Origin of the sequence: Bacillus atrophaeus, assembly GCF_039519175.1 — a bacterium.
Taxonomy (GTDB): domain Bacteria; phylum Bacillota; class Bacilli; order Bacillales; family Bacillaceae; genus Bacillus; species Bacillus atrophaeus.
The window spans coordinates 2,047,239-2,065,934 of record NZ_CP154443.1 but is presented as its reverse complement, the minus strand read 5'-3'; the positions used below and the strand labels follow the sequence as shown (position 1 = coordinate 2,065,934).

At 43.8% G+C, this 18,696-nt stretch carries 13 protein-coding genes; all 13 read right to left on the bottom strand.

What is annotated here, in order from left to right; translation table 11 throughout:
• Nucleotides 1-16 precede the first annotated feature (16 nt).
• Nucleotides 17-1,159, bottom strand: a complete 1,143-nt coding sequence (locus AAHT65_RS10545; RefSeq protein WP_094231576.1) for an acyl-CoA dehydrogenase family protein — start codon at nucleotides 1,157-1,159, stop codon at nucleotides 17-19.
• The gene (locus AAHT65_RS10540) at nucleotides 1,146-1,415 is read right to left on the bottom strand and encodes an acyl carrier protein (protein ID WP_088116661.1); all 270 of its coding nucleotides are present in this window, start codon (nucleotides 1,413-1,415) and stop codon (nucleotides 1,146-1,148) included. Before AAHT65_RS10540 ends, AAHT65_RS10545 begins: the two co-directional genes overlap by 14 nt.
• 25 nt (nucleotides 1,416-1,440) lie before the next feature.
• Nucleotides 1,441-2,502: an HAD-IIIC family phosphatase gene (locus tag AAHT65_RS10535; RefSeq protein ID WP_343311469.1), complete on the bottom strand. Its 1,062-nt coding sequence runs from the start codon at nucleotides 2,500-2,502 to the stop codon at nucleotides 1,441-1,443.
• Between the two features lie 14 nt (nucleotides 2,503-2,516).
• The gene (locus tag AAHT65_RS10530) at nucleotides 2,517-3,371 is read right to left on the bottom strand and encodes a 3-hydroxyacyl-CoA dehydrogenase family protein (RefSeq protein ID WP_343311468.1); all 855 of its coding nucleotides are present in this window, start codon (nucleotides 3,369-3,371) and stop codon (nucleotides 2,517-2,519) included.
• A gap of 1 nt (nucleotide 3,372) precedes the next feature.
• On the bottom strand, nucleotides 3,373-4,074 hold the full coding sequence (locus AAHT65_RS10525; protein ID WP_343311467.1) for a thioesterase II family protein: 702 nt from the start codon (nucleotides 4,072-4,074) through the stop codon (nucleotides 3,373-3,375).
• Nucleotides 4,071-5,054 carry a C39 family peptidase gene (locus AAHT65_RS10520; protein WP_343311466.1) on the bottom strand — a complete coding sequence of 328 codons (984 nt, stop codon included), beginning with the start codon at nucleotides 5,052-5,054 and terminating at the stop codon, nucleotides 4,071-4,073. Before AAHT65_RS10520 ends, AAHT65_RS10525 begins: the two co-directional genes overlap by 4 nt.
• Complete coding sequence (locus AAHT65_RS10515; protein ID WP_343311465.1) at nucleotides 5,044-6,549, bottom strand: serine hydrolase domain-containing protein; 1,506 nt, start codon at nucleotides 6,547-6,549, stop codon at nucleotides 5,044-5,046. Before AAHT65_RS10515 ends, AAHT65_RS10520 begins: the two co-directional genes overlap by 11 nt.
• Complete coding sequence (locus AAHT65_RS10510) at nucleotides 6,546-11,042, bottom strand: amino acid adenylation domain-containing protein (RefSeq protein WP_343311530.1); 4,497 nt, start codon at nucleotides 11,040-11,042, stop codon at nucleotides 6,546-6,548. The genes AAHT65_RS10515 and AAHT65_RS10510 overlap by 4 nt, the downstream gene beginning before the upstream one ends.
• An 80-nt stretch (nucleotides 11,043-11,122) precedes the next feature.
• A complete protein-coding gene (locus AAHT65_RS10505) occupies nucleotides 11,123-12,316 on the bottom strand; it encodes an MFS transporter (RefSeq protein WP_258728746.1) in 1,194 nt (397 codons plus the stop codon).
• A 125-nt stretch (nucleotides 12,317-12,441) separates the two neighbouring features.
• A complete protein-coding gene (locus AAHT65_RS10500) occupies nucleotides 12,442-13,590 on the bottom strand; it encodes a CamS family sex pheromone protein (protein WP_258729900.1) in 1,149 nt (382 codons plus the stop codon).
• Between the two features lie 60 nt (nucleotides 13,591-13,650).
• Nucleotides 13,651-15,657, bottom strand: a complete 2,007-nt coding sequence (ligA, locus tag AAHT65_RS10495; protein WP_343311464.1) for an NAD-dependent DNA ligase LigA — start codon at nucleotides 15,655-15,657, stop codon at nucleotides 13,651-13,653.
• Between the two features lie 24 nt (nucleotides 15,658-15,681).
• Complete coding sequence (pcrA, locus tag AAHT65_RS10490) at nucleotides 15,682-17,901, bottom strand: DNA helicase PcrA (protein WP_343311463.1); 2,220 nt, start codon at nucleotides 17,899-17,901, stop codon at nucleotides 15,682-15,684.
• Between the two features lie 59 nt (nucleotides 17,902-17,960).
• Nucleotides 17,961-18,650, bottom strand: coding sequence for a heptaprenylglyceryl phosphate synthase (locus AAHT65_RS10485; RefSeq protein ID WP_088116652.1), 690 nt, complete (start codon nucleotides 18,648-18,650; stop codon nucleotides 17,961-17,963).
• Nucleotides 18,651-18,696 lie beyond the last annotated feature (46 nt).

Here is an 18,696-nt window from a genome sequence, read left to right as displayed (position 1 = left end):
ATCCTCTCCATCCTGCCTATATATGTTTAACAAAATATCGTCTCAATCCATAATTCGCGATAACCTGCTGCTGAATTTGAGATGTTCCTTCAATGATCTCCAATACTTTGGCTTCTCTGTACAGCCGGGCGGCTGAATGGTCTTTGCTGAAGCCTCTTCCCCCGTGGATCTGCACGTTCGAGTTGGTAACGTCAACAGCGATCTTTGAAGTGAAATATTTTGCAATAGACGTTTCCGTCACGGCCTCTGGATCTTGTTTCATCCTCATTTCGCCGGCTTTCATACATAAAGCACGTGCTGCATGCAGCTGCGTTACAGCATCACCGATCATGCCTTTAATCATTTGATGTTTGTAGAGCTTCTCTCCGAATTGGCTTCTCTTTCGTGAGTACGTGACTAACGAATCGACGGCTTCCTGTGCAATCGCCAAGCCGGCCCATGCGACACTGTATCTCCCATGATCCAAAGCCAAGTTAACGATATAGTTAAAACCGCCTCCGGCTGGTCCTAATATTTGTTCATCAGAAACCTCGACGCCGTCAAACTCTATTTCTGCAAGATAAGAAGCTCTATTGGCCATCATGCCTTCCATTTTTTTTACCGTTACTCCGCTCTGGCGGCTGTCTACAATAAAGGCGGTCACTGCTTCTCCATCACGGGCGATAACGAGAAAAAAGTCAGCAATGGCACCAAAGGAAATCCATTTTTTTCTGCCGTTGATGATATAGCGGCTGCCGCTTTTTGTATACGATGTTTCAATGTGGTTTGCGTCTGAACCAATGTTTGGTTCAGACAATGCAAACGCTCCGATCTTCTCTCCTTTTCCGATTGGCACAAGCCATTCTTCTTTTTGGCGTTCTGTGCCGTACCGCAGCAGAGATTCACCGACTAATGAATTCACAGTCAGCAGGGTTCGAATATTACAGCACGCTTTACCTGCTTGTTCAGTAAACAAACCGTACTCAACGGGGTTCAATCCCAAACCGTGATAGGTTTCCGGTATGCCCGCGGCAAAATAAGATTTGCTTCCTAAATCTTTTATCAATTCTTCCGGGATGCACTCCGTCTCATCAAATTCACCCGCAAACGGTCTGATTTTTTCGTTGCAGTAAACCCGGAATTCCTGAATGATGTCGGCTTTTTTCTCAGCTGTTTTCATTTGCAACGGCCCCCGTCTGTTTCTTTTCAATCAGACTGACGATCCGGTTTACAGTGCTGAAGTTCGCAATATCTAAATCTTCGTTATCAAGCTGGAACCCAAAATTTTGCTCGAGAAATGTCACAAGCTTCATCGCAAATAAAGAATTCACAAACCCCATTTCAAAGATGTGGTCATCATTTGATAACTCGATTTCATCGTCAAAAACCACCAGATTTTGTTCAATATATTCTCTTATTTGTTCATGAAGATTCATCAATTTGCTCTCCCCGCTATTTAGATTAATTGCTGCTTTCCGCAACAGGCGATTGGCTGAATTCAGTTTTGACCTCGACATATGCAGGATACGGCTGAATCTGGCTCAGGTCATTTTCAAATAAGATGAAGCCGTCCGGACCCTTTGTATGTTCTTTGAAGTTGGCAAACTTATATGTGATATACATCACTCTGTTCCGATCTGTTTGTTTAAAATCTGCAAACAGCTTTTTGCTTTGCTTTTGCGCTTCATTTAAGATGGCTGTCAGCAAAATCGTACCGACACCGCGAGACATGACCCGGCATGACATTAAAAGAAGTTTAATGTGCCATTCATCCCCCTTATCTTCGATTAAAGAGAGTCCGATTTTGCCATACGAGCCGTACTTATCCTCAAGCTCGCAGACTAAAAGCATATGAGAATCCGACTTTCGAAAATAATCCAATTCCTCATAATCGTATGTTTTTCCGCTTGCATTCAGCTGATTCGTACGCACCGTAAGCTCTTCGGCCCGCTGCAGGTCGCTTTCCTGCGCATAGCTGATTGTAAACTTCATATTCAGACTGGAAAGAAATTGCTCGGATGGTCCTTCAAACTGCTCTTCAGCCTCTCTTCTGTGATCATCCTCCACATACATCTGCCGGCGCCTTTTTGCATCCCCTGTTATAAATGCCGGCTTCAGGAGAGGATCGTTGATGAGATCTTTATAGCGGGCAGCATCCCAGCACGAAATGTCCGGATGGGCATTTTGCACTTCCTCTCTTTCAAACACTTGGTCGTCGATAAAAAGCAGCGTATCTTTATGGATATTGAGATTTTGGCTGATCTTTTCCAAGGAAGCCGATTTTGCATTCCAGCCGATTTCCGGATATAAAAAGAAATGGTCTATTCCGAATTCCTTTAATTTCTCCATAACAGACGCTTCGTCGTTTCTGCTTGCAATAGACAGCAGTATGCCGCGTTCATCAAGCTCGGTCAAAATTTCTTTTATATCGTCCTTCAGCTTTACATCATCGGATTCAAGCAGAATCCCATCCCATAGCGTATGATCTAAATCCCAGACAACACACTTAACTCCCTTTTTCAATGGGCGTTCCTCCTTTAACTGTATTGGAAAAATCCTTGGCCTGACTTTCTTCCCAGCTTTCCTGCATCCACCATTTTCACAAGCAGCGGACAAGGCCTGAATTTTGAATCTTTGTAGCTTTCATATAGAACCAGCAGGGAGTTAAGGATCGTATCAAGACCAATTAAATCCGCAGTCGCAAGCGGTCCCATTTTATGCCCGAATCCGCCGCGGAAAATTTTATCAACATTTGCCGGTGTCGCCACCTGATCTTGAACTGTCCAAATGCTTTCATTAATGGTCAGCATTAACACCCGATTTGATACAAATCCAGGCAAATCGTTCACGACAACAGGTTTTTTGTCAAAAGATTTCAAAAACTGTACGGTTGCATCGACGGTCTCATCAGAAGTGGCATCACCCCGAATCACCTCTACGAGTTCTTTCAAAGGAACAGGGTTCATAAAATGCGCTCCAATCACCTTTTCCGGGCGATGCATCAGTGAACCTACCTTCGTAATTGAGATGCAGCTTGTATTTACAAGGTAGATGGTTTCTGTATGGCAGATATCACGTAATTGCGTATATACCTGCCGTTTGATATTCCAATCTTCCGTTACATTTTCGATGATGATATCAGCAGGTTTCAAATTGCCCGGCTCAGTCGTAAACTGAATGTTCTCAAGCACATCATCCAGTGACATGCTGAATTTATCTTTTCGCATAAGCTGAACAAGCCGGAACGTCTTTCTTATATTTTCTTCAGCGGCTTTCAGTTTCTCGTCGCTGACATCCAGTAAAATCACATGATACCCATTCGCAGACAAATCAAGAGCCATATCGGCCCCCATGACGCCTCCTCCGATAACACCGGCGTTTCTGAAATCCATTTCACACCACTCCTGTCTGATTCAAAATATGATTGATTTTTGCTGTCACTTCTTCTGTCCTTTGATTAATAAAAAAGTGATCGCCCTCAAATTCGTAAAATCTGCATGTCTGATCGGTGTACTGATTCCAGTCCGATAAATCAAACAGCACGGACGGCAGATCGCGTTTTCCGTAAAAAATCGAGATATCGCAGGAGAGAGGATGAACGCTTGTGTTCCTGTAGGTCTCCAGGAGCTGAAAATCAGCTCTTAAAATAGGCAGGAAAAAATCAAGCACCTGCTCATTTTTGTTGAACTCTTCGGGCACACCTCCCATCTCAATGATCGCTTGTTTTAAAGCGGAATTTGAAAGCTGATGAAGCACTTTCTTTTCCTGGATATGAGGAGGAAACCGCCCGGAAAAAAACATATGGATCGGCTGTTTATTTTCAGCGGTTAATTTCTTTTGCAGCTCATATGCAAGCAGTGATCCCATGCTGTGTCCAAAAATGGCATAATCCGAATCACCCAAATGGGATGTTGCTTGCTCAAACAGGTCTTCTGCCACAGATTCTGCATGATTCAGCAAGGGCTCAGACATTCTTGTTCCATGTCCGGGAAGCTCCAAGGCCATCAGTTCAACTGACTCATCAAGAAACCTTTTCCATCCGCTGAAGATGGTGCTCGAACTCCCGGCATATGGCAGACAGAATAATTTGATCATTTGACCCTCTCCTCTTTACCAATATCCTTCAGACATTCAATATGTGCCGCTTCAAGCTCCAGCACTTTTTTCAGTGAATCTTTAATCCGGTCTTCATAACCGGAAGATGATCCTCCCGAAAAATAAAGCTTTGCCGCAAGATGCCGCGCCGTTTCCCATTCCTTAATAATGTCGGCTGTCACAGCTGTAAGCTGGCCAAACGCCGGAAGAAGGGAGAGGCGGTATTGCTCTATTTTTTTTACATTTAAAATCTCGTTAAATGAGTGAAGGAGCTTTTCGCTGTCTCTTATGCTGTGAAATTGATCGATAAACCGGCTGAAACTCGCCAAACCGGATAACATTCGTTCTAGATACTTGGTGACATTTTGAACAAAATAGGCACTAGCATCCTTGAAGATGCTATGCCCTGAGCAGTCCTTATCTGGATCATAAGAAAAAGAGGCATACGAATGAAAAGCGGCAGGCGGCTGAAAATAGTCGTGATAAGCTTGATAGGCTTTGACCAGATGATGATTTGAGATGTTTCTGGTCTCATATGACAAGTTATCCGGATAACGGTTTTCAATGGCAAGAACGGTCTGTTCAGCGTCATGAAAGCCGTAAATCAACATGCAGTTGCGGTTATGTTTAGACATATATTCCTGCCTGTAAGGCTGGGCGTATGTGTCCAGCCATATGATGACGGGTTTGTTTTCAAGAATGTCCTGTTTTATATCAGTTATGAGATTGCCGCTCATTGATTGCTTATCCGCGTAAATCCCCTGCAAATTCATGACATGCTCGGGATCATGAACTTCTGTCCGTTCAATTATCGGATAACCTTCTTCATCCATTTGATAAGAATAAATATCATTTAAAAGATAAGGATACATCTCTTGCTGAAACGAGCGAACGACGGAAAAATAACAGTTAAAAAAACAGCTGCGATAAAATAGTTCGTTAAACGGCTGAATGCCAGGGATATATGCTTCACATTTCATGCGTTTCACTCCTTCTTGCGGCACGTTGATTGAATAAGCATGCGGTTAAACCGAATATACAGGAGGCAAATAGCAGCATATAGTAAACCGTTGCTAAATATTGAAGAGAAACAGGACCCCAGATGAATATCATGCTCCATGGCAAACCATTAGAGGCAAAAACAGAAATAAGCTTCGGCACCAGCATGCCGACTGCCAGTAATAGCCCCCAAAGCAATGCCTTTATTCTTGTCCGCTGTTGAACGGGAAGGCTTTTCGCTTTTGCTCTTCTCAGCCAAATATAGATACGGCACAGAAGAACGATAAATAATATACTGAATAAACCCAGCATGCTGGCAGCTGCTTTATCAATAAATTGAAAGGGATCAGTTACAGCATCGTCCTCTATTTGGTTTTGGCCGGAAATCGCTTGTAAAACAGAACGAGCAATTTTCTCAGGGTACGCGCTGTTCATATTGGCCAGAACACCTACAGCCGCATTATCGTCGGAGCTGACGATAATAAACGAAGAAAAATTAGGATTGGAGCCGGCATGAAACACTTCCTTGACTTTGCCCTTTTTTTCAAAAACTGACCATCCCGCACCGTAATATACGCCCGGCTCGTCTGCTTTTACACTTTTATCCGGCAGGTGACTCTGTTCAATCAGACGGTTTATATCAGCGTCACTGTGTTTCAGCTGAAATTGAAGCCATTTGGATAAATCCTCTCCGTTTGTGAAAATATATCCGGCAGGCGTGTTCCCCCGATACTCAGGCGCCTCATAGGCTCTGGCCTTTACAAATCCAATTTTAAAACCTGCTGATACATCACCTGCATGACCAGCGGTCCTCCCGGCATAAGTGTTTGACATATCTAACTGCTTAAAAACATGCTCAGCCATATATCGCTCATATGGCTGGCCTGATGCCTGTTCGATGATATATCCCAGCACATCATAATTAATTGTGGCATATTCAAATGCAGTTCCCGGCTTATGACTAAGTTCAACTCCCTGTAACCCTTTTGCTGTTTGCTCCAAGGCGTCTTTTCTTGAATCAGCTTTAATATCCGCTATCGACAAAAATGGGATTCCGCTTGTATGATGCAGCAGCTGACTGATCGTGATATCTTCTCTCTTTCCTTTGTAAACTGCATAAAATCCGCTGACATACCGGCTGACAGGATCATTCAGACTGATTGTCCCCAAGCGGGCAAGCCTAAGCACGCCAAGAGCAGTAAACGCCTTAGAGGTTGAGCCCATCTCAAACAATGTCGAGCTGGTCACAGGGCGGTTATGCCCCTCATCGCCATAACCGAATCCCTTTTCGTACACTACATCATTACCTTTTACAGCAATCACTGAGATCCCAGGTATTTTGCTTTTCTTCATCTGCTTTTCAATCAGGACGTCAATACGCTTATCAACTGGCGTCTGAGCGCTTGCCTGTCCGCCATTCCACGTTTGAACTGACAAAATACAAAGACAAAAAACCAGCCATACATTTCTCATCATTTGAACAAGGAATCCAATTCTTCCATAGATAATGAGGCAGTCTCAAAATCTGATGGCGTATATTCGACAGACTCTTGCTTACAACAATGTTCAGCCAGCTCCGTCAGCTGTACAGAAAATTCATCTAGAAGCTGTTCCATGTCTTCTGTTTGATAAAGGCCGCTGCAGCTTAAATCCACCGTAAGCTGTCCGTCATAAATTCCCGCTGTTAAATCTAGGCTGACTGTCAGATCATTTTCAGGTGATGACTCGGCTCCTGAATTTAAATAAGTCATGCTGTATTCAGGTTTATCCGCTAAAAAACGGTCAACTTCCCCTAAATAATTAAAGCGCAGCTCGGGTTTTATATGGTCCGGCATTCGCTTACTCAAGTAGGTGAGGGCGCCGTAGCCGATACCCTTATTGGGGATGCTCCGTATGTTTTCTTTCACCGAACGGATTTGTGCCGGCAGATCGGCCTCAGTCTGAAACACGGCAGGATACATGGCTGTAAACCACCCGAACGTTCTCGAAAAGTCTAAGTGTTCCTTCAGCGGCTCTCTTCCGTGGCCTTCTAATTCTAAAGAAATAACGTCTTTGCCAGTACATTGACGGCAAGCACGGATTAACGCAGTGAGCAGCAAATCATTCGTTTGGGTCTGATACGCCTCATTTGCTTCACTCAGCAGTTTTTGAGTCAATTGACGGCTCAAAACCCGTTTCAGTTTTTTGCTGTCTTTTACTTTCGAACCCTCAGGACGGAGCCCGTAGAGCGGCTCAATCTTCCTCACTTTTTCTGCCCAGTAGCTGTATTCTTCTTCCGCCTCACGGGAATCGGCATACTCATTTATAGAAGCTGAGAATTCCTGGTAAGAATGTGTCTTTAAAGGCAGTCCCTTCCCTTCCTGCTTGTTCGTTGAATGTAAAAGAGCAAGAAAATCATCAATCAGGATTTGCCATGATACTCCGTCCGCAATCAGATGGTGGGCTGTAAATAACAGATGGGTTTTTTCTTTCGCTTTGATTACACCTGTTTTAAAAAGCACACCGTTGTATAAGTCCGTCTTTTCTCTCATTTCCTGTCCGATCACTGCTATTTGCTTGGCTTGCTCCCTCTCAGTAAGACTCGATACATCCCAATATTCGATATGAGGCTCAATATCTTCATTGTGATAAAACAAGGTCATCGTTTCTTTTTCAACAGTCATTCTTAAAGTATCGTGATGGCTGATCAAAACAGACAGAATCGCCTTTACATTTTCCAGGCTGATCTCTTTTTTAGCAGCGAGCATGACCGATTGATGCCAGAAATGCTCGCACTTTAAATTCAAGGACCAAAACCATTTTGTTATCGGTGTGTCCATAACCCTGCCTTCAGCTTTTTGCTGCGGAATGGAGGGAGCTTGTTTACTCGTCACGACACTGACAAGCTCTCTGAATACGGGATATGTCAAAATATCCTGGGTCCTTATAAAAAGCCCTTTTTCTTTCATTTTTGAAACAAATTGAATGGCTTTAATGGAATCACCGCCAAGTTGATAAAAATGATCTTCCGGGCGAATATCAGTCTGGCCGAGAATCTCTTTCGCGGTTTCCAGAAGAACCGCCTCTGCGGCTTTCTGCTTTTCGTCTAAATTGCAGTACGTTTGCTCTTGAGACAGTAAAGGGTCAGGGAGCGCTTCTCTGTCTGTTTTTCCATTTTGCGTAAGCGGAATCCGATCCATATGAATAAAGTAGGCCGGAACCATAAAAACGGGCAGTTTGTCAGAGAGCTTTTTCCGAAGCTCCAGCGCTGCTGTCGTTTTGGTTGAGCTGACAACATATGCCGCCAATTGTTTTCTGCCCTGTGAATCAGCAAAATCAATGACAACGGCCTCATCTATGTCTTCTAGCGAAAGCAGGGCTAACTCAATTTCTCCCAGTTCAATACGGTAGCCTTTTAATTTGATTTGATGATCTTTCCGCCCTGCATATTCAAGCAATCCGCTGCTGGATCTTTTCGCCAGATCGCCTGTCTTGTACATTTTTCTGTTCTTTATAAAAGGGTTATCCAGAAAACGTTCTTTTTGGAGATTTGGGCGCTTCCAATAGCCCCTGGCGACATTATCGCCTGATATGTACAGTTCGCCTTGGGATCCAGGCAGAACCGGCTGCAGCTGTTCATCTAATAAATAAATTTCAGTGTTCTGCAGCGGAATCCCGATTGGGACCGAAGCTTGCTTATCCTGTTTTGGATTATATTTGTGGATCATACATCCCACTGTCGCTTCTGTCGGTCCGTATTCATTAAAAATCTCAATGCAGTGATCTGATGATTCTGTTACCTGACGTGCTAATGAAACAGGCAGCTGCTCCCCGCCGACGATCATTCTTTTTATAGAGGAGTCTGACAAATTTTCATCTTTCAATAACGCTAAATGCGCTGGCGTCAGCTTGATAACAGCCGTTTTCTTTTCCTTTACGATTCGATGAAGTATAAACTCCGATAGATCTTCTTGTCTGTAAATGATGATTTTATTTCCTGTCACTAATGGGGTATAAATGGATGTAACGGTTAAATCAAAAGCTATGGATGAGTAGAGCGCAAAGCTATCATCTTGGGAAGAAGTATAATTCTGAGAGGCTGATATGATGTAGTTTACAAGGCATTGATGTTCAATCATCACGCCTTTCGGCTGCCCTGTTGATCCTGAAGTATAAATCATATATGCGATGTCGGAAGGATCGTTCTTGATGTCTAACTGTCCCGTGTCTAAATCATGAAACATGGCGCAGTCAAAACTGATTTTTTTCACGTGGCTTGGCAAACGGCAGTCTGTCTCAAAAAGCGGATCTGTGATAAAAAACGCCGCTTCACTGTTTTCTAAAATATATTGAATGCGTTCGGCTGGATACTCGGGATCGATCGGCACATAGGCGCCGCCTGCTTTTAAAATCCCCAGCAACACAGCGATCAAATCCGGTGAATGTTTCATGCTCACGGCAGCAAAATGACCGCGGCTTATTCCTTTATGTATAAGGTAACGGGCAATCTGGTTGGAGCGTTTATCCAATTCTTGATAGGAAACCTGTTTGCTTCCATCCTCAATCGCTGTATAGAACGGATGCTGTGCGGCTTTCCCTTGAAATAATTGATCGATTGTCTGATCTTTCGGATAATCGGCCCGTGTCTGATTCCACTTCACGATTTCGTCTCTTTTTTCTTGTTCAGTTAATAGAGACAAATTTCTTAATTTCATTTCTGGATTCTCGATAACTAATAAAATCAAGCGCTGTAAACGGTCATTCAATAGCTGAATGTCCGATTCGCTGTAATCGGATACCTTGTAGTCGAACTGCAATTCGATCGCTCCGCCTTCATCCCATTCTTTAACGGCGATCTGCAGGGAATAAGGCTGCGACCCGTTATATAATTCATCATATTCGACATGACATCCGCTTATATCAGAAGCTAGGTCAGTGTTATATGAATTAATATAAATTTGGAAAAGCTGGTCGTATCCCTGTTTTGCAAGTTGCAGTTCCTTCACCAGTTCGTCATAGGGATATCGTTGATGTAGAAAGTATTTCATATAATCGGAATTGACTTCTTGTAAAAAGTCTGAAAAACATATTTCATGCTCTGTTTTCTTTCTGAACGGCATCGTACTGACAGTCATCCCTGCAGTGCTTTTTTCCTTCTTACCTGATCTGTTTAATACCGGCGTCCCTATAATGAAATCATTCTCTCCGGTTATCTTGCTTAAATACCAAAACAACGATGCAGTAAATAAAGCGTTTAACGAAGAGCCTTGCTGTTGAATAAATTTATAAACTGCGGCCGAATGCTCCTGCTCCATCTTATACCGCATGCGTTTTCCGGCAATGTGTGCAGAGCTTTTTGACAGGAAGGTGTCCGGCAAATGAGAAAATTCATCTTTCCAAAACGCGGCATCTTTATGATATCGTGATGAAGAAAGGTATTTTTTCTCTTTTTCTATGAGAATCGAATAATTATCAGCTTCTTCTGTAAGCGGTTCACCGGCTGTGAGCTGCATGTACAGATTTTTAATCTTATCAATGATGATTTTCATAGACCAGCCATCAGCGACAATATGATGGCATTTGATTAAATATCCGCATGTCGCTTCATCTGTTTGAAATACATAAAATTGAGCAAGCGCGCTATCATATAAAGAGAATGGTATTTTAAATTCCCGTTCCGCCCAATCTAGCATTCTTTCAAAAGGATAATCGGTTTGAGTAAAATCGGCAGACGGCACATGGACCTGAGTTTTTTCTTCTATGTATTGAAGAACTGATTCTTCCTGCTTCACAAGCCTTATTCTAAGGGATTCTGTCTGTCTGATACAAAGCTGAATGGCTTTCTGTAATGTCTCAAGATGAAGTTTTCCATTGATTTGTACAAGTCCGCCAATATGATTAATAGCTGTATCGGGATATAAATTTTCAATATTTAAAATTCTTTTTTGATGATGAGTAAGAGGAAATAAATTAAAGTGACCGTCCAAAATTCCACCTCTTCACAAAAAGTATTTGATAAAACCAATTTAAACATACAAAAATATTTTTGTAAATATTTATAATATATTGTCTATATTTGTTCATTTTTTAGTTTTAATGATAGAAGCGCTGAAACAGTAAAAATAATAAAATTCAAGAAAAAGACATATTGCACACCAAGCCAATCAGTTAGACTGCTCATAATCAAGATAGAAGCACCGTATACAAATGTGCTTATTGTATGCTGAGCAGACAGGATTTTCGGCAGCAGTGTTTCGTTTATGTTCTCCTGCACATAAGTTCTGATCGCAATCCCCCTGAGCTGAAAAGAGGGTCCCAGAATAAAGACAAGAAGCAGGGATGCCAGCGCATACTTGTTTAGCGCAAGAAATAATGTAGAAGCGCCGATAGCAAGTGATGTCCATAAAATCATTGAAAACAGCTTTCCGTTGATGGTTTTCGAAAATTTCCATACGATTAAACCGCCTGTAATGGTACCCGCGAAATAGCTGGCATTAATAAATCCCCACCATGTTTCGTTTTTATGAAGCACTTCATCGACATATACAAGAATGATGGCCCCAGTCCAAATGCTTCTGCCGAACATGGATAAAAGCTCAAGAACAGTCAGCATTCTGATAACAGGCATTTGATAAATTGCTTTCCAGCCAGCTGAGATTTTATCAATAAAAGATTCGTTTTCTTCCTGTTCGACATCTCCTTTACCCGCATCCTTGACAAAAAATAAAGACACTGTCGAAGTGCCATAAAGCACAAAAGTCAGCATTAATAGCAATTGGGGCCCGAGCCATTTGATCAAAATGCCGCCGAGCAGCCAACCGAGCAAGAGCACGATTTGATCAGAGGTCAGCACAAGACTGTTTGCTTTCAATAGCATGGGTTTTGGAACAAAACGGGGAATCATAGAATTTCTGACCGGGATGGTTCCTCCATCTAACAGCGACATGAAAAATACTATCAAGAAAAAGATTACAATAGATTTAAAATCTATAATAAATATGAGGAGCAGCAAAGATAAAAGTATTGTTTGCGTCAACTGTAAAAAGATCAAAATCTGCTTGAGCCTGTATTTATTGATAAAAACAGGTATAAATACTGCGCTTAATGATTGGCCGACAAATTGCATCATGGCCACAAGCGATGCCAAAAAAGCCGAGTCTGTGACTTGATAAGTAAACAGGGTCAGCACCAGCACATATAGAGAATCTCCTAAGTTGGCAATCGACTGACCCGCCCATATGAAATAAAAGGATTTATTTTTCATGTTTTCAACCCTTTTCTATTTTTAAAACATCATAACATAAATGCACATCCTCTCCAATGATACCCAAATTCAATATAAACGCAAAATAACCCCAGCGCCGCTGCGGCGCAAGGGGGTAACTTATTTTAGTCATATATGTGAACAGTCGGCTCTTTATCGCCTGCATTGCGGAGGATAACGGCTTCCTGTCCGTCTGATGAGGTGATGTCAATTTCAACATCGAGCGAGTTCTTTGAGTAGTAGTCCATGACCTCTCCCGTTAAGTATTGCGTAAAGGCGACGACTTCGCTCTTTCCGTAAAACTGCATCGGGATTTCAATTTTCATTTTTTTCATGTCATCATTTTCATACATAGCCGTTCCGACAACGCCTGTGTAATTCGGGAAATAGCTGTCAATTGCGTTTTTAAAGCGTGTAAACAGCTCCGCATCGTCCGGATACTTCTGCTTTGTTGAGTCATCTGCCGGGAAGAATACATATTTTTCTTTGACATCATCCCAGCTGCCGATATCGGTGGAGCCGGCTTTGACTTCGGTTTTGGCGATAAAGTTCCCCGGAACGATTGATGTTTTTGACGCCTGTTTATAAAGCGCGACCGTAATCGGAATGTTTTTCAGATTATCTTTTTTACGCAAACGGTTGATGACTTCCTGGGCGATTTTTTCGCCTTCCTTCCGAAGCGTTTTGTCATCAATTGTCACCTCTTGCTGAGGATCACCTGTTTTTTCCCTGTAGTAATAGACTGAGTTTAATGCGAGCCCGATCATTACGCCGCCAAGCTGAATGGAATTTTTATCTTTTCTGACTAAATAGTCATGCTCAAGCATTGTCGCCAAATAAACAGGACTGTTTTCATTCTTTTCTTTTGTTGAGCCGGAACTTGGCAGTACCGGATTAAGGCCCAGGTTTTCAAAGTCTTTATCTTCTTTTTCCGCTTTCTTCAGATCAGAGCCTTCTTTTTTGCGGGCCAGCCAGCTTAACACCGTATCTTCATCTAAGTATTGGCCCTCTTGGAACAAATAATCATCCGTCGAGAATGAATCTTGAGCGAGGCGCATAAGGCCCGTTTCAAATTCGTCAATATCCAGCCTTGTATTTAACCGCTCTGTTGTCAGGCCGCGTGCTTTTCCCGCTTTGAACGGAAGCACCATTTTGTAATAGGAATCAGAGATATTGTATTTTGGTATAATCGCTTTTTCTGAGGATTTCTCAGTTTTTTGCGTAATCTCTTCCTCCTTATCCCCCCCAAAACTCGGCGAGCAGGAAGACAGCATTAACACTGCTGCCGAGGCTGCCGCCACTAGCAAAGACTTTTTCAATAGAAAACACTCCTCTTATTTCTTTAGCTCTCCCAATAACTGTTCTTCATTCCATACTTCAATGTTCAGCTCTTCCGCTTTTGTCAGCTTGCTCCCCGCCGCTTCTCCGGCGATGACCAAATCTGTGTTTTTGCTGACGCTGCCGGTAAGCTTTCCGCCGAGCGCTTCAATCTGCGCTTTGGCATCATTTCTTGACAGCTCTTCCAGCTTTCCGGTCAGGACAATTGTTTTGCCTGCGAAATAAGAATCACTGTCTTCCACTTTTACTTTTTTCGGGCCTTTGTAGAATGTGTTTACACCAAGCTGTTCTAATTCATCCAGCAGCTCGAGCATTTCTTCTTTTTGGAAATATGTGATCACTGCATCAGCCATTTTTTCTCCGATTTCATCAATCGCAAGCAGCTCTTCTTTGTTCGCTTTTTTCAGATAATCCAAGCTTTCAAAGTGCATGGCAAGCGTTTTAGCGGCTTTTGAGCCGATAAAGCGGATACCAAGGCCGAATAACAGACGCTCCAATGAGTTTTCCTTCGATTTTTGAATGGAGCTGATCAGGTTGTCGGTAGATTTTTCACCCATCCGTTCAAGCTGGATGACCCGTTCCTTCGTCAGCTTATACAAATCCGCCACATTGCGGACGAGTTTCTCTTGAAACAGCTGGGTGATCACACGCTCTCCCAGTCCGTCAATGTTCATGGCATTACGTGAGACAAAATGAATCAAGCCTTCCCTGATTTGCGCGGGACATTCAGGATTGATGCAGCGCAAGGCCACTTCTCCCTCGATGCGCACAAGCTCGCTTCCGCACTCCGGACAGGTTGTCGGCATGTTAAATTCTTTCTCTTGCCCTGTGCGCTGCTCAGTCAGTACATTCACGACTTCCGGAATGATGTCGCCCGCCTTTTTGATCACAACCTTATCAAGAATACGGATGTCTTTTTCCCTAATTAAATCTTCGTTATGAAGGGATGCTCTTTGGACGGTCGTACCCGCAACTTTTACAGGCTCAAGTACCGCAGTCGGCGTTATGACACCTGTTCTTCCGACGTTCAGTTCTATATCAAGCAGCGTTGTGACGACTTCTTCGGCAGGAAATTTATACGCAATGGCCCAGCGCGGGCTTTTCGCCGTAAAGCCTAACTCCTCCTGCTGATCAAGTGAGTCCACTTTCACTACGATGCCGTCGATTTCGTACGGCAGGTCGGCACGCTTGGCTTGCAGCTCTTCGATCATATCAATGACTTCATCTATGGTACCGCATTTTTTTCGTTCCTGGTTTGTCTTAAATCCGATCTCGTCGAGAAAATCAAGCCCCTGGCTTTGTGTATCCACACCCATTTCGTCAAGCTCCGCTATACTGTAGACGAAGATATCGAGATTTCGTTTCGCCGCAATTTTCGGATCGAGCTGTCTGAGTGATCCCGCGGCAGCGTTTCGCGGATTGGCGAATGGTTCTTCTTCTTTTTTCAGCCGTTCTTCATTCAGCGCTTCAAACGAACGCTTCGGCATGTAGGCTTCGCCGCGCACTTCTATGGAAAGATTACGTTTCATCTTCAGCGGGATATTGCGAATGGTCTTCAAATTCTCCGTAATATCCTCGCCCGTTGTTCCGTCTCCCCTTGTCGCGCCTCTGACAAAATAGCCGTCTTCATAACGGAGAGAAACAGCAAGACCGTCTATTTTCAGCTCCACATTGTACGCCACATCGTCTCCGACGGCCTGACGGACACGGCGGTCGAAATCACGCAGGTCCTCAGCATTAAAAGCGTTGCCGAGACTAAGCATCGGTGTGCCGTGACGCACTTTTTGAAAAGCGTCAATCACGGCGCCGCCAACACGCTGCGTGGGAGAATCCGGCGTTCTGAGATCCGGATATTCTTCCTCTAAATCGAGAAGCTCCTGCATCAGTTTATCGTACTCAGAATCCGGAACGCTTGGCTCATCTAAGGTGTAATATTCATAGCTATACTGGTTGATTGTGCTGCGCAGATCTTCTGCCCGGCGTTTCGCTGCTTCTTTGTCCATCAGATTCTTCCTTTCATCATTCAATTACTGCTTTTCAATCGGTGCAAATGCTGCGAGAAGACGCTTGACGCCCACCGGACTTGGGAATGCGATATCAAGCTCCGTGTTTTCGCCCTCGCCTTTCACGCTGACAACCGTTCCTGTGCCCCATTTTTTGTGTCCGGCTTTGTCGCCTACCGACCAGTTCAGCCCGTCGCCGCCTGTTTTGCTTGCATAAGAGACCGGACGTGAAACAGGACCGCGTCTTGGCTGCATTTTTCTCGCAGATGCCGCTCTTGTTTCTTTCTTCTCATTTAGGTTCTCCAATAACTCATCCGGTATTTCAGAAATAAATCTTGATTCCGGATTCATATTGGTTCTGCCGAATAATGTCCGCATTTTGGCATTGGACAGATAAAGCTCCTGTTCTGCTCTGGTGATGCCTACATAAGCCAGCCGGCGTTCTTCTTCCATCTCTGCTTCTTCCATTAAAGATCGGCTGTGGGGGAATACGCCTTCTTCAAGTCCCATTAAGAAAACAACAGGGAATTCAAGGCCTTTGGCCGCGTGCAGCGTCATTAATGTGATAGCATCATTGCTTCCTGATTCTTCCTCTTGCTGATCAAGCTGATCGATATCAGCAATCAGCGCTAAATCAGTCAGGAATGCAACGAGGGTTTTGTCTTCGCTCTTTTGTTCGAAGTTTTTCGTTACTGACAAGAACTCATCAATGTTTTCTAAACGGCTTTGGGCTTCAATTGATTTTTCAGCCTTCAGCATTTCTCTGTATTCCGTTTTGTCCAGAATTTCTTCAGTCAGCTCTGTAATTGACAAATAATCCTGCATGTTTGTGAGATTCTCAATCATTTGTCTGAAGCCGTCAAGCGCATTGGCCGCCTTGGCACTTACACCGATAAAATCGACCTGGCCGAGGGCCTGAAACAGGGACATGCCGTTCATTGCGGCGTATTCGGCGATCTTATTCATTGATGTTGCACCGACACCGCGTTTCGGCACGTTGACAATTCGGTTAAAGCTAATGTCATCGTCTGGATTTGACACGAGTCGCAAATACGCGAGAATGTCTTTAATCTCTTTTCTGTCATAGAATTTTGTGCCGCCGACGATGTTGTAGTTCAGCCCTGCTTTTAATAGGGTTTCCTCAATAACCCGCGACTGGGCATTCGTCCGGTACAAAATGGCGATATCGGAAAGGCGGCGCTTGCCGGAGCTGCTGAGCTGATGAATCTTCCCTGCGACAAACTGCCCTTCGCCAAATTCATTATCGCCGCGGTAATATGAAATCTTGATTCCATCATCGTTTTCTGTCCACAAATTTTTCGGCTTGCGGTTTGAATTGTTTTTAATCACTTCATTGGCCGCATGCAAAATCCGCTTGGTTGAGCGGTAGTTTTGCTCAAGCAAAATGACACTCGCACTCGGATAATCTTTTTCAAAGGAAAGAATATTGGCGATATCCGCTCCGCGCCATCTGTAAATCGACTGGTCAGAATCTCCTACTACGCAAATATTCTGGAAGCGTTTTGCCATCTGCTTCACAAGCAGATACTGCGCTCTGTTTGTATCCTGATATTCATCAACATGAATGTATTGAAACTTGCGCTGATAAAACTCAAGAACTTCCGGCACACGGTCAAACAGCTTGATCGTTGTCATAATTAAATCATCGAAATCAAGCGATTGGTTTTTCAGAAGTTTTTTCTGATAATCCGTATATACATCGCTGACGACCTGGTCATAATAGCCGCCTGCCGATTTTGCGTATTCCTCCGGATCAATCAGCTCATTTTTCGCGCTGCTGATGGAGCCGAGCATACTTCTCGGGTCGAATTTTTTCGGGTCGATATTGCGTTCTTTTAAAATGCCTTTAATCACCGAGAGCTGGTCTGACGTGTCAAGGATGGAGAAATTCCGATTAATGCCGATTCGGTCGATATCTCGCCGCAAAATCCGCACACACATGCTGTGGAAAGTCGAAATCCAAATATCATCCGCCCCGGGTCCGAGAATGCTTTCCACACGTTCCTTCATTTCTCTCGCTGCTTTATTCGTAAATGTGATCGCCAAGATGTTCCAAGGCGCCACATGCTTTTCCGCCATGAGGTAAGCGATTCTGTGCGTCAGCACCCGCGTCTTTCCGCTTCCTGCGCCAGCCATTAACAGAAGCGGCCCGTCCGTTGTTTTGACCGCTTCCTGCTGAACTGGATTGAGTCCGCTTAATAATTGATTGCTTATATAATTCAAAATCCGTTCACCGCCTATTCAAACATATGTTCTATCATAAACCAAATCCGTCCGTTTCGCTACTCGCCTTTTACAGCCGCTACAGTCCCCAGCGCCTGTTTAAAATCATCATATACCGCATTTCCCACGACAATTACATCCGCGTGCTCAGCCATTTGTTTAGCCGTATCCGCGTCTTTAATGCCGCCGCCGTAGAATAGGGTAGTTCTTTCTAACACAGCCTTCGTTTCCTTGACGACTTCTATGTCTCCAAGCACCCCGCTGTACTCCAAATAAAAAATAGGGAGGTGAAGCAAATGTTCAGAGACCCTCGCATAGGCAGCCGCATCCTCCGCGTCCAGATCCGTATCCGCATCTGTCAAAACAGCCGCTTTACAATCAGGATTTAAAATACAATATCCTTCTGTCACAATGTCCTCCATCGACATCAAATCGCCGTATTCCTTCATTGCCTGCTTGTGAAGCCCCACTATCCAGTCCGGATTTCTGCTGTTGAGCACACTCGGAATAAAATACAGGTCAAATCCCGGCACGATGGCATCAGTAGTTGACACTTCAAGGACACACGGCACTAAGAAACGCCTCACCTTTGACATCAGCCTCAGTACGTCGTCTTCCGTCACATTGTCGCTTCCGCCGATGATAATTGCGTCAGTTCCGGATTCACACAGCATATCAAGCTGCTCGTCAGATATCTCTTTATTCGGATCGAGTTTAAAGACATGCTTCCACTCGGTAACATCGTACATGTAATACGTCCTCCATTCGTTTCTTACCATTTAAATATTATAACAA

Excerpts from the sequence above, each read along its gene's own strand:
- AAHT65_RS10545 (WP_094231576.1), bottom strand. The coding sequence starts at position 1,159 with ATGAAAACAGCTGAGAAAAAAGCCGACATCATTCAGGAATTCCGGGTT.
- AAHT65_RS10520 (WP_343311466.1), bottom strand. The coding sequence starts at position 5,054 with ATGAAATGTGAAGCATATATCCCTGGCATTCAGCCGTTTAACGAACTA.
- AAHT65_RS10485 (WP_088116652.1), bottom strand. The coding sequence starts at position 18,650 with ATGTACGATGTTACCGAGTGGAAGCATGTCTTTAAACTCGATCCGAAT.
- AAHT65_RS10540 (WP_088116661.1), bottom strand. The coding sequence starts at position 1,415 with ATGAATCTTCATGAACAAATAAGAGAATATATTGAACAAAATCTGGTG.
- AAHT65_RS10515 (WP_343311465.1), bottom strand. The coding sequence starts at position 6,549 with ATGATGAGAAATGTATGGCTGGTTTTTTGTCTTTGTATTTTGTCAGTT.
- ligA (WP_343311464.1), bottom strand. The coding sequence starts at position 15,657 with ATGGACAAAGAAGCAGCGAAACGCCGGGCAGAAGATCTGCGCAGCACA.
- AAHT65_RS10530 (WP_343311468.1), bottom strand. The coding sequence starts at position 3,371 with ATGGATTTCAGAAACGCCGGTGTTATCGGAGGAGGCGTCATGGGGGCC.
- AAHT65_RS10505 (WP_258728746.1), bottom strand. The coding sequence starts at position 12,316 with ATGAAAAATAAATCCTTTTATTTCATATGGGCGGGTCAGTCGATTGCC.
- AAHT65_RS10500 (WP_258729900.1), bottom strand. The coding sequence starts at position 13,590 with ATGCTGTCTTCCTGCTCGCCGAGTTTTGGGGGGGATAAGGAGGAAGAG.
- AAHT65_RS10525 (WP_343311467.1), bottom strand. The coding sequence starts at position 4,074 with ATGATCAAATTATTCTGTCTGCCATATGCCGGGAGTTCGAGCACCATC.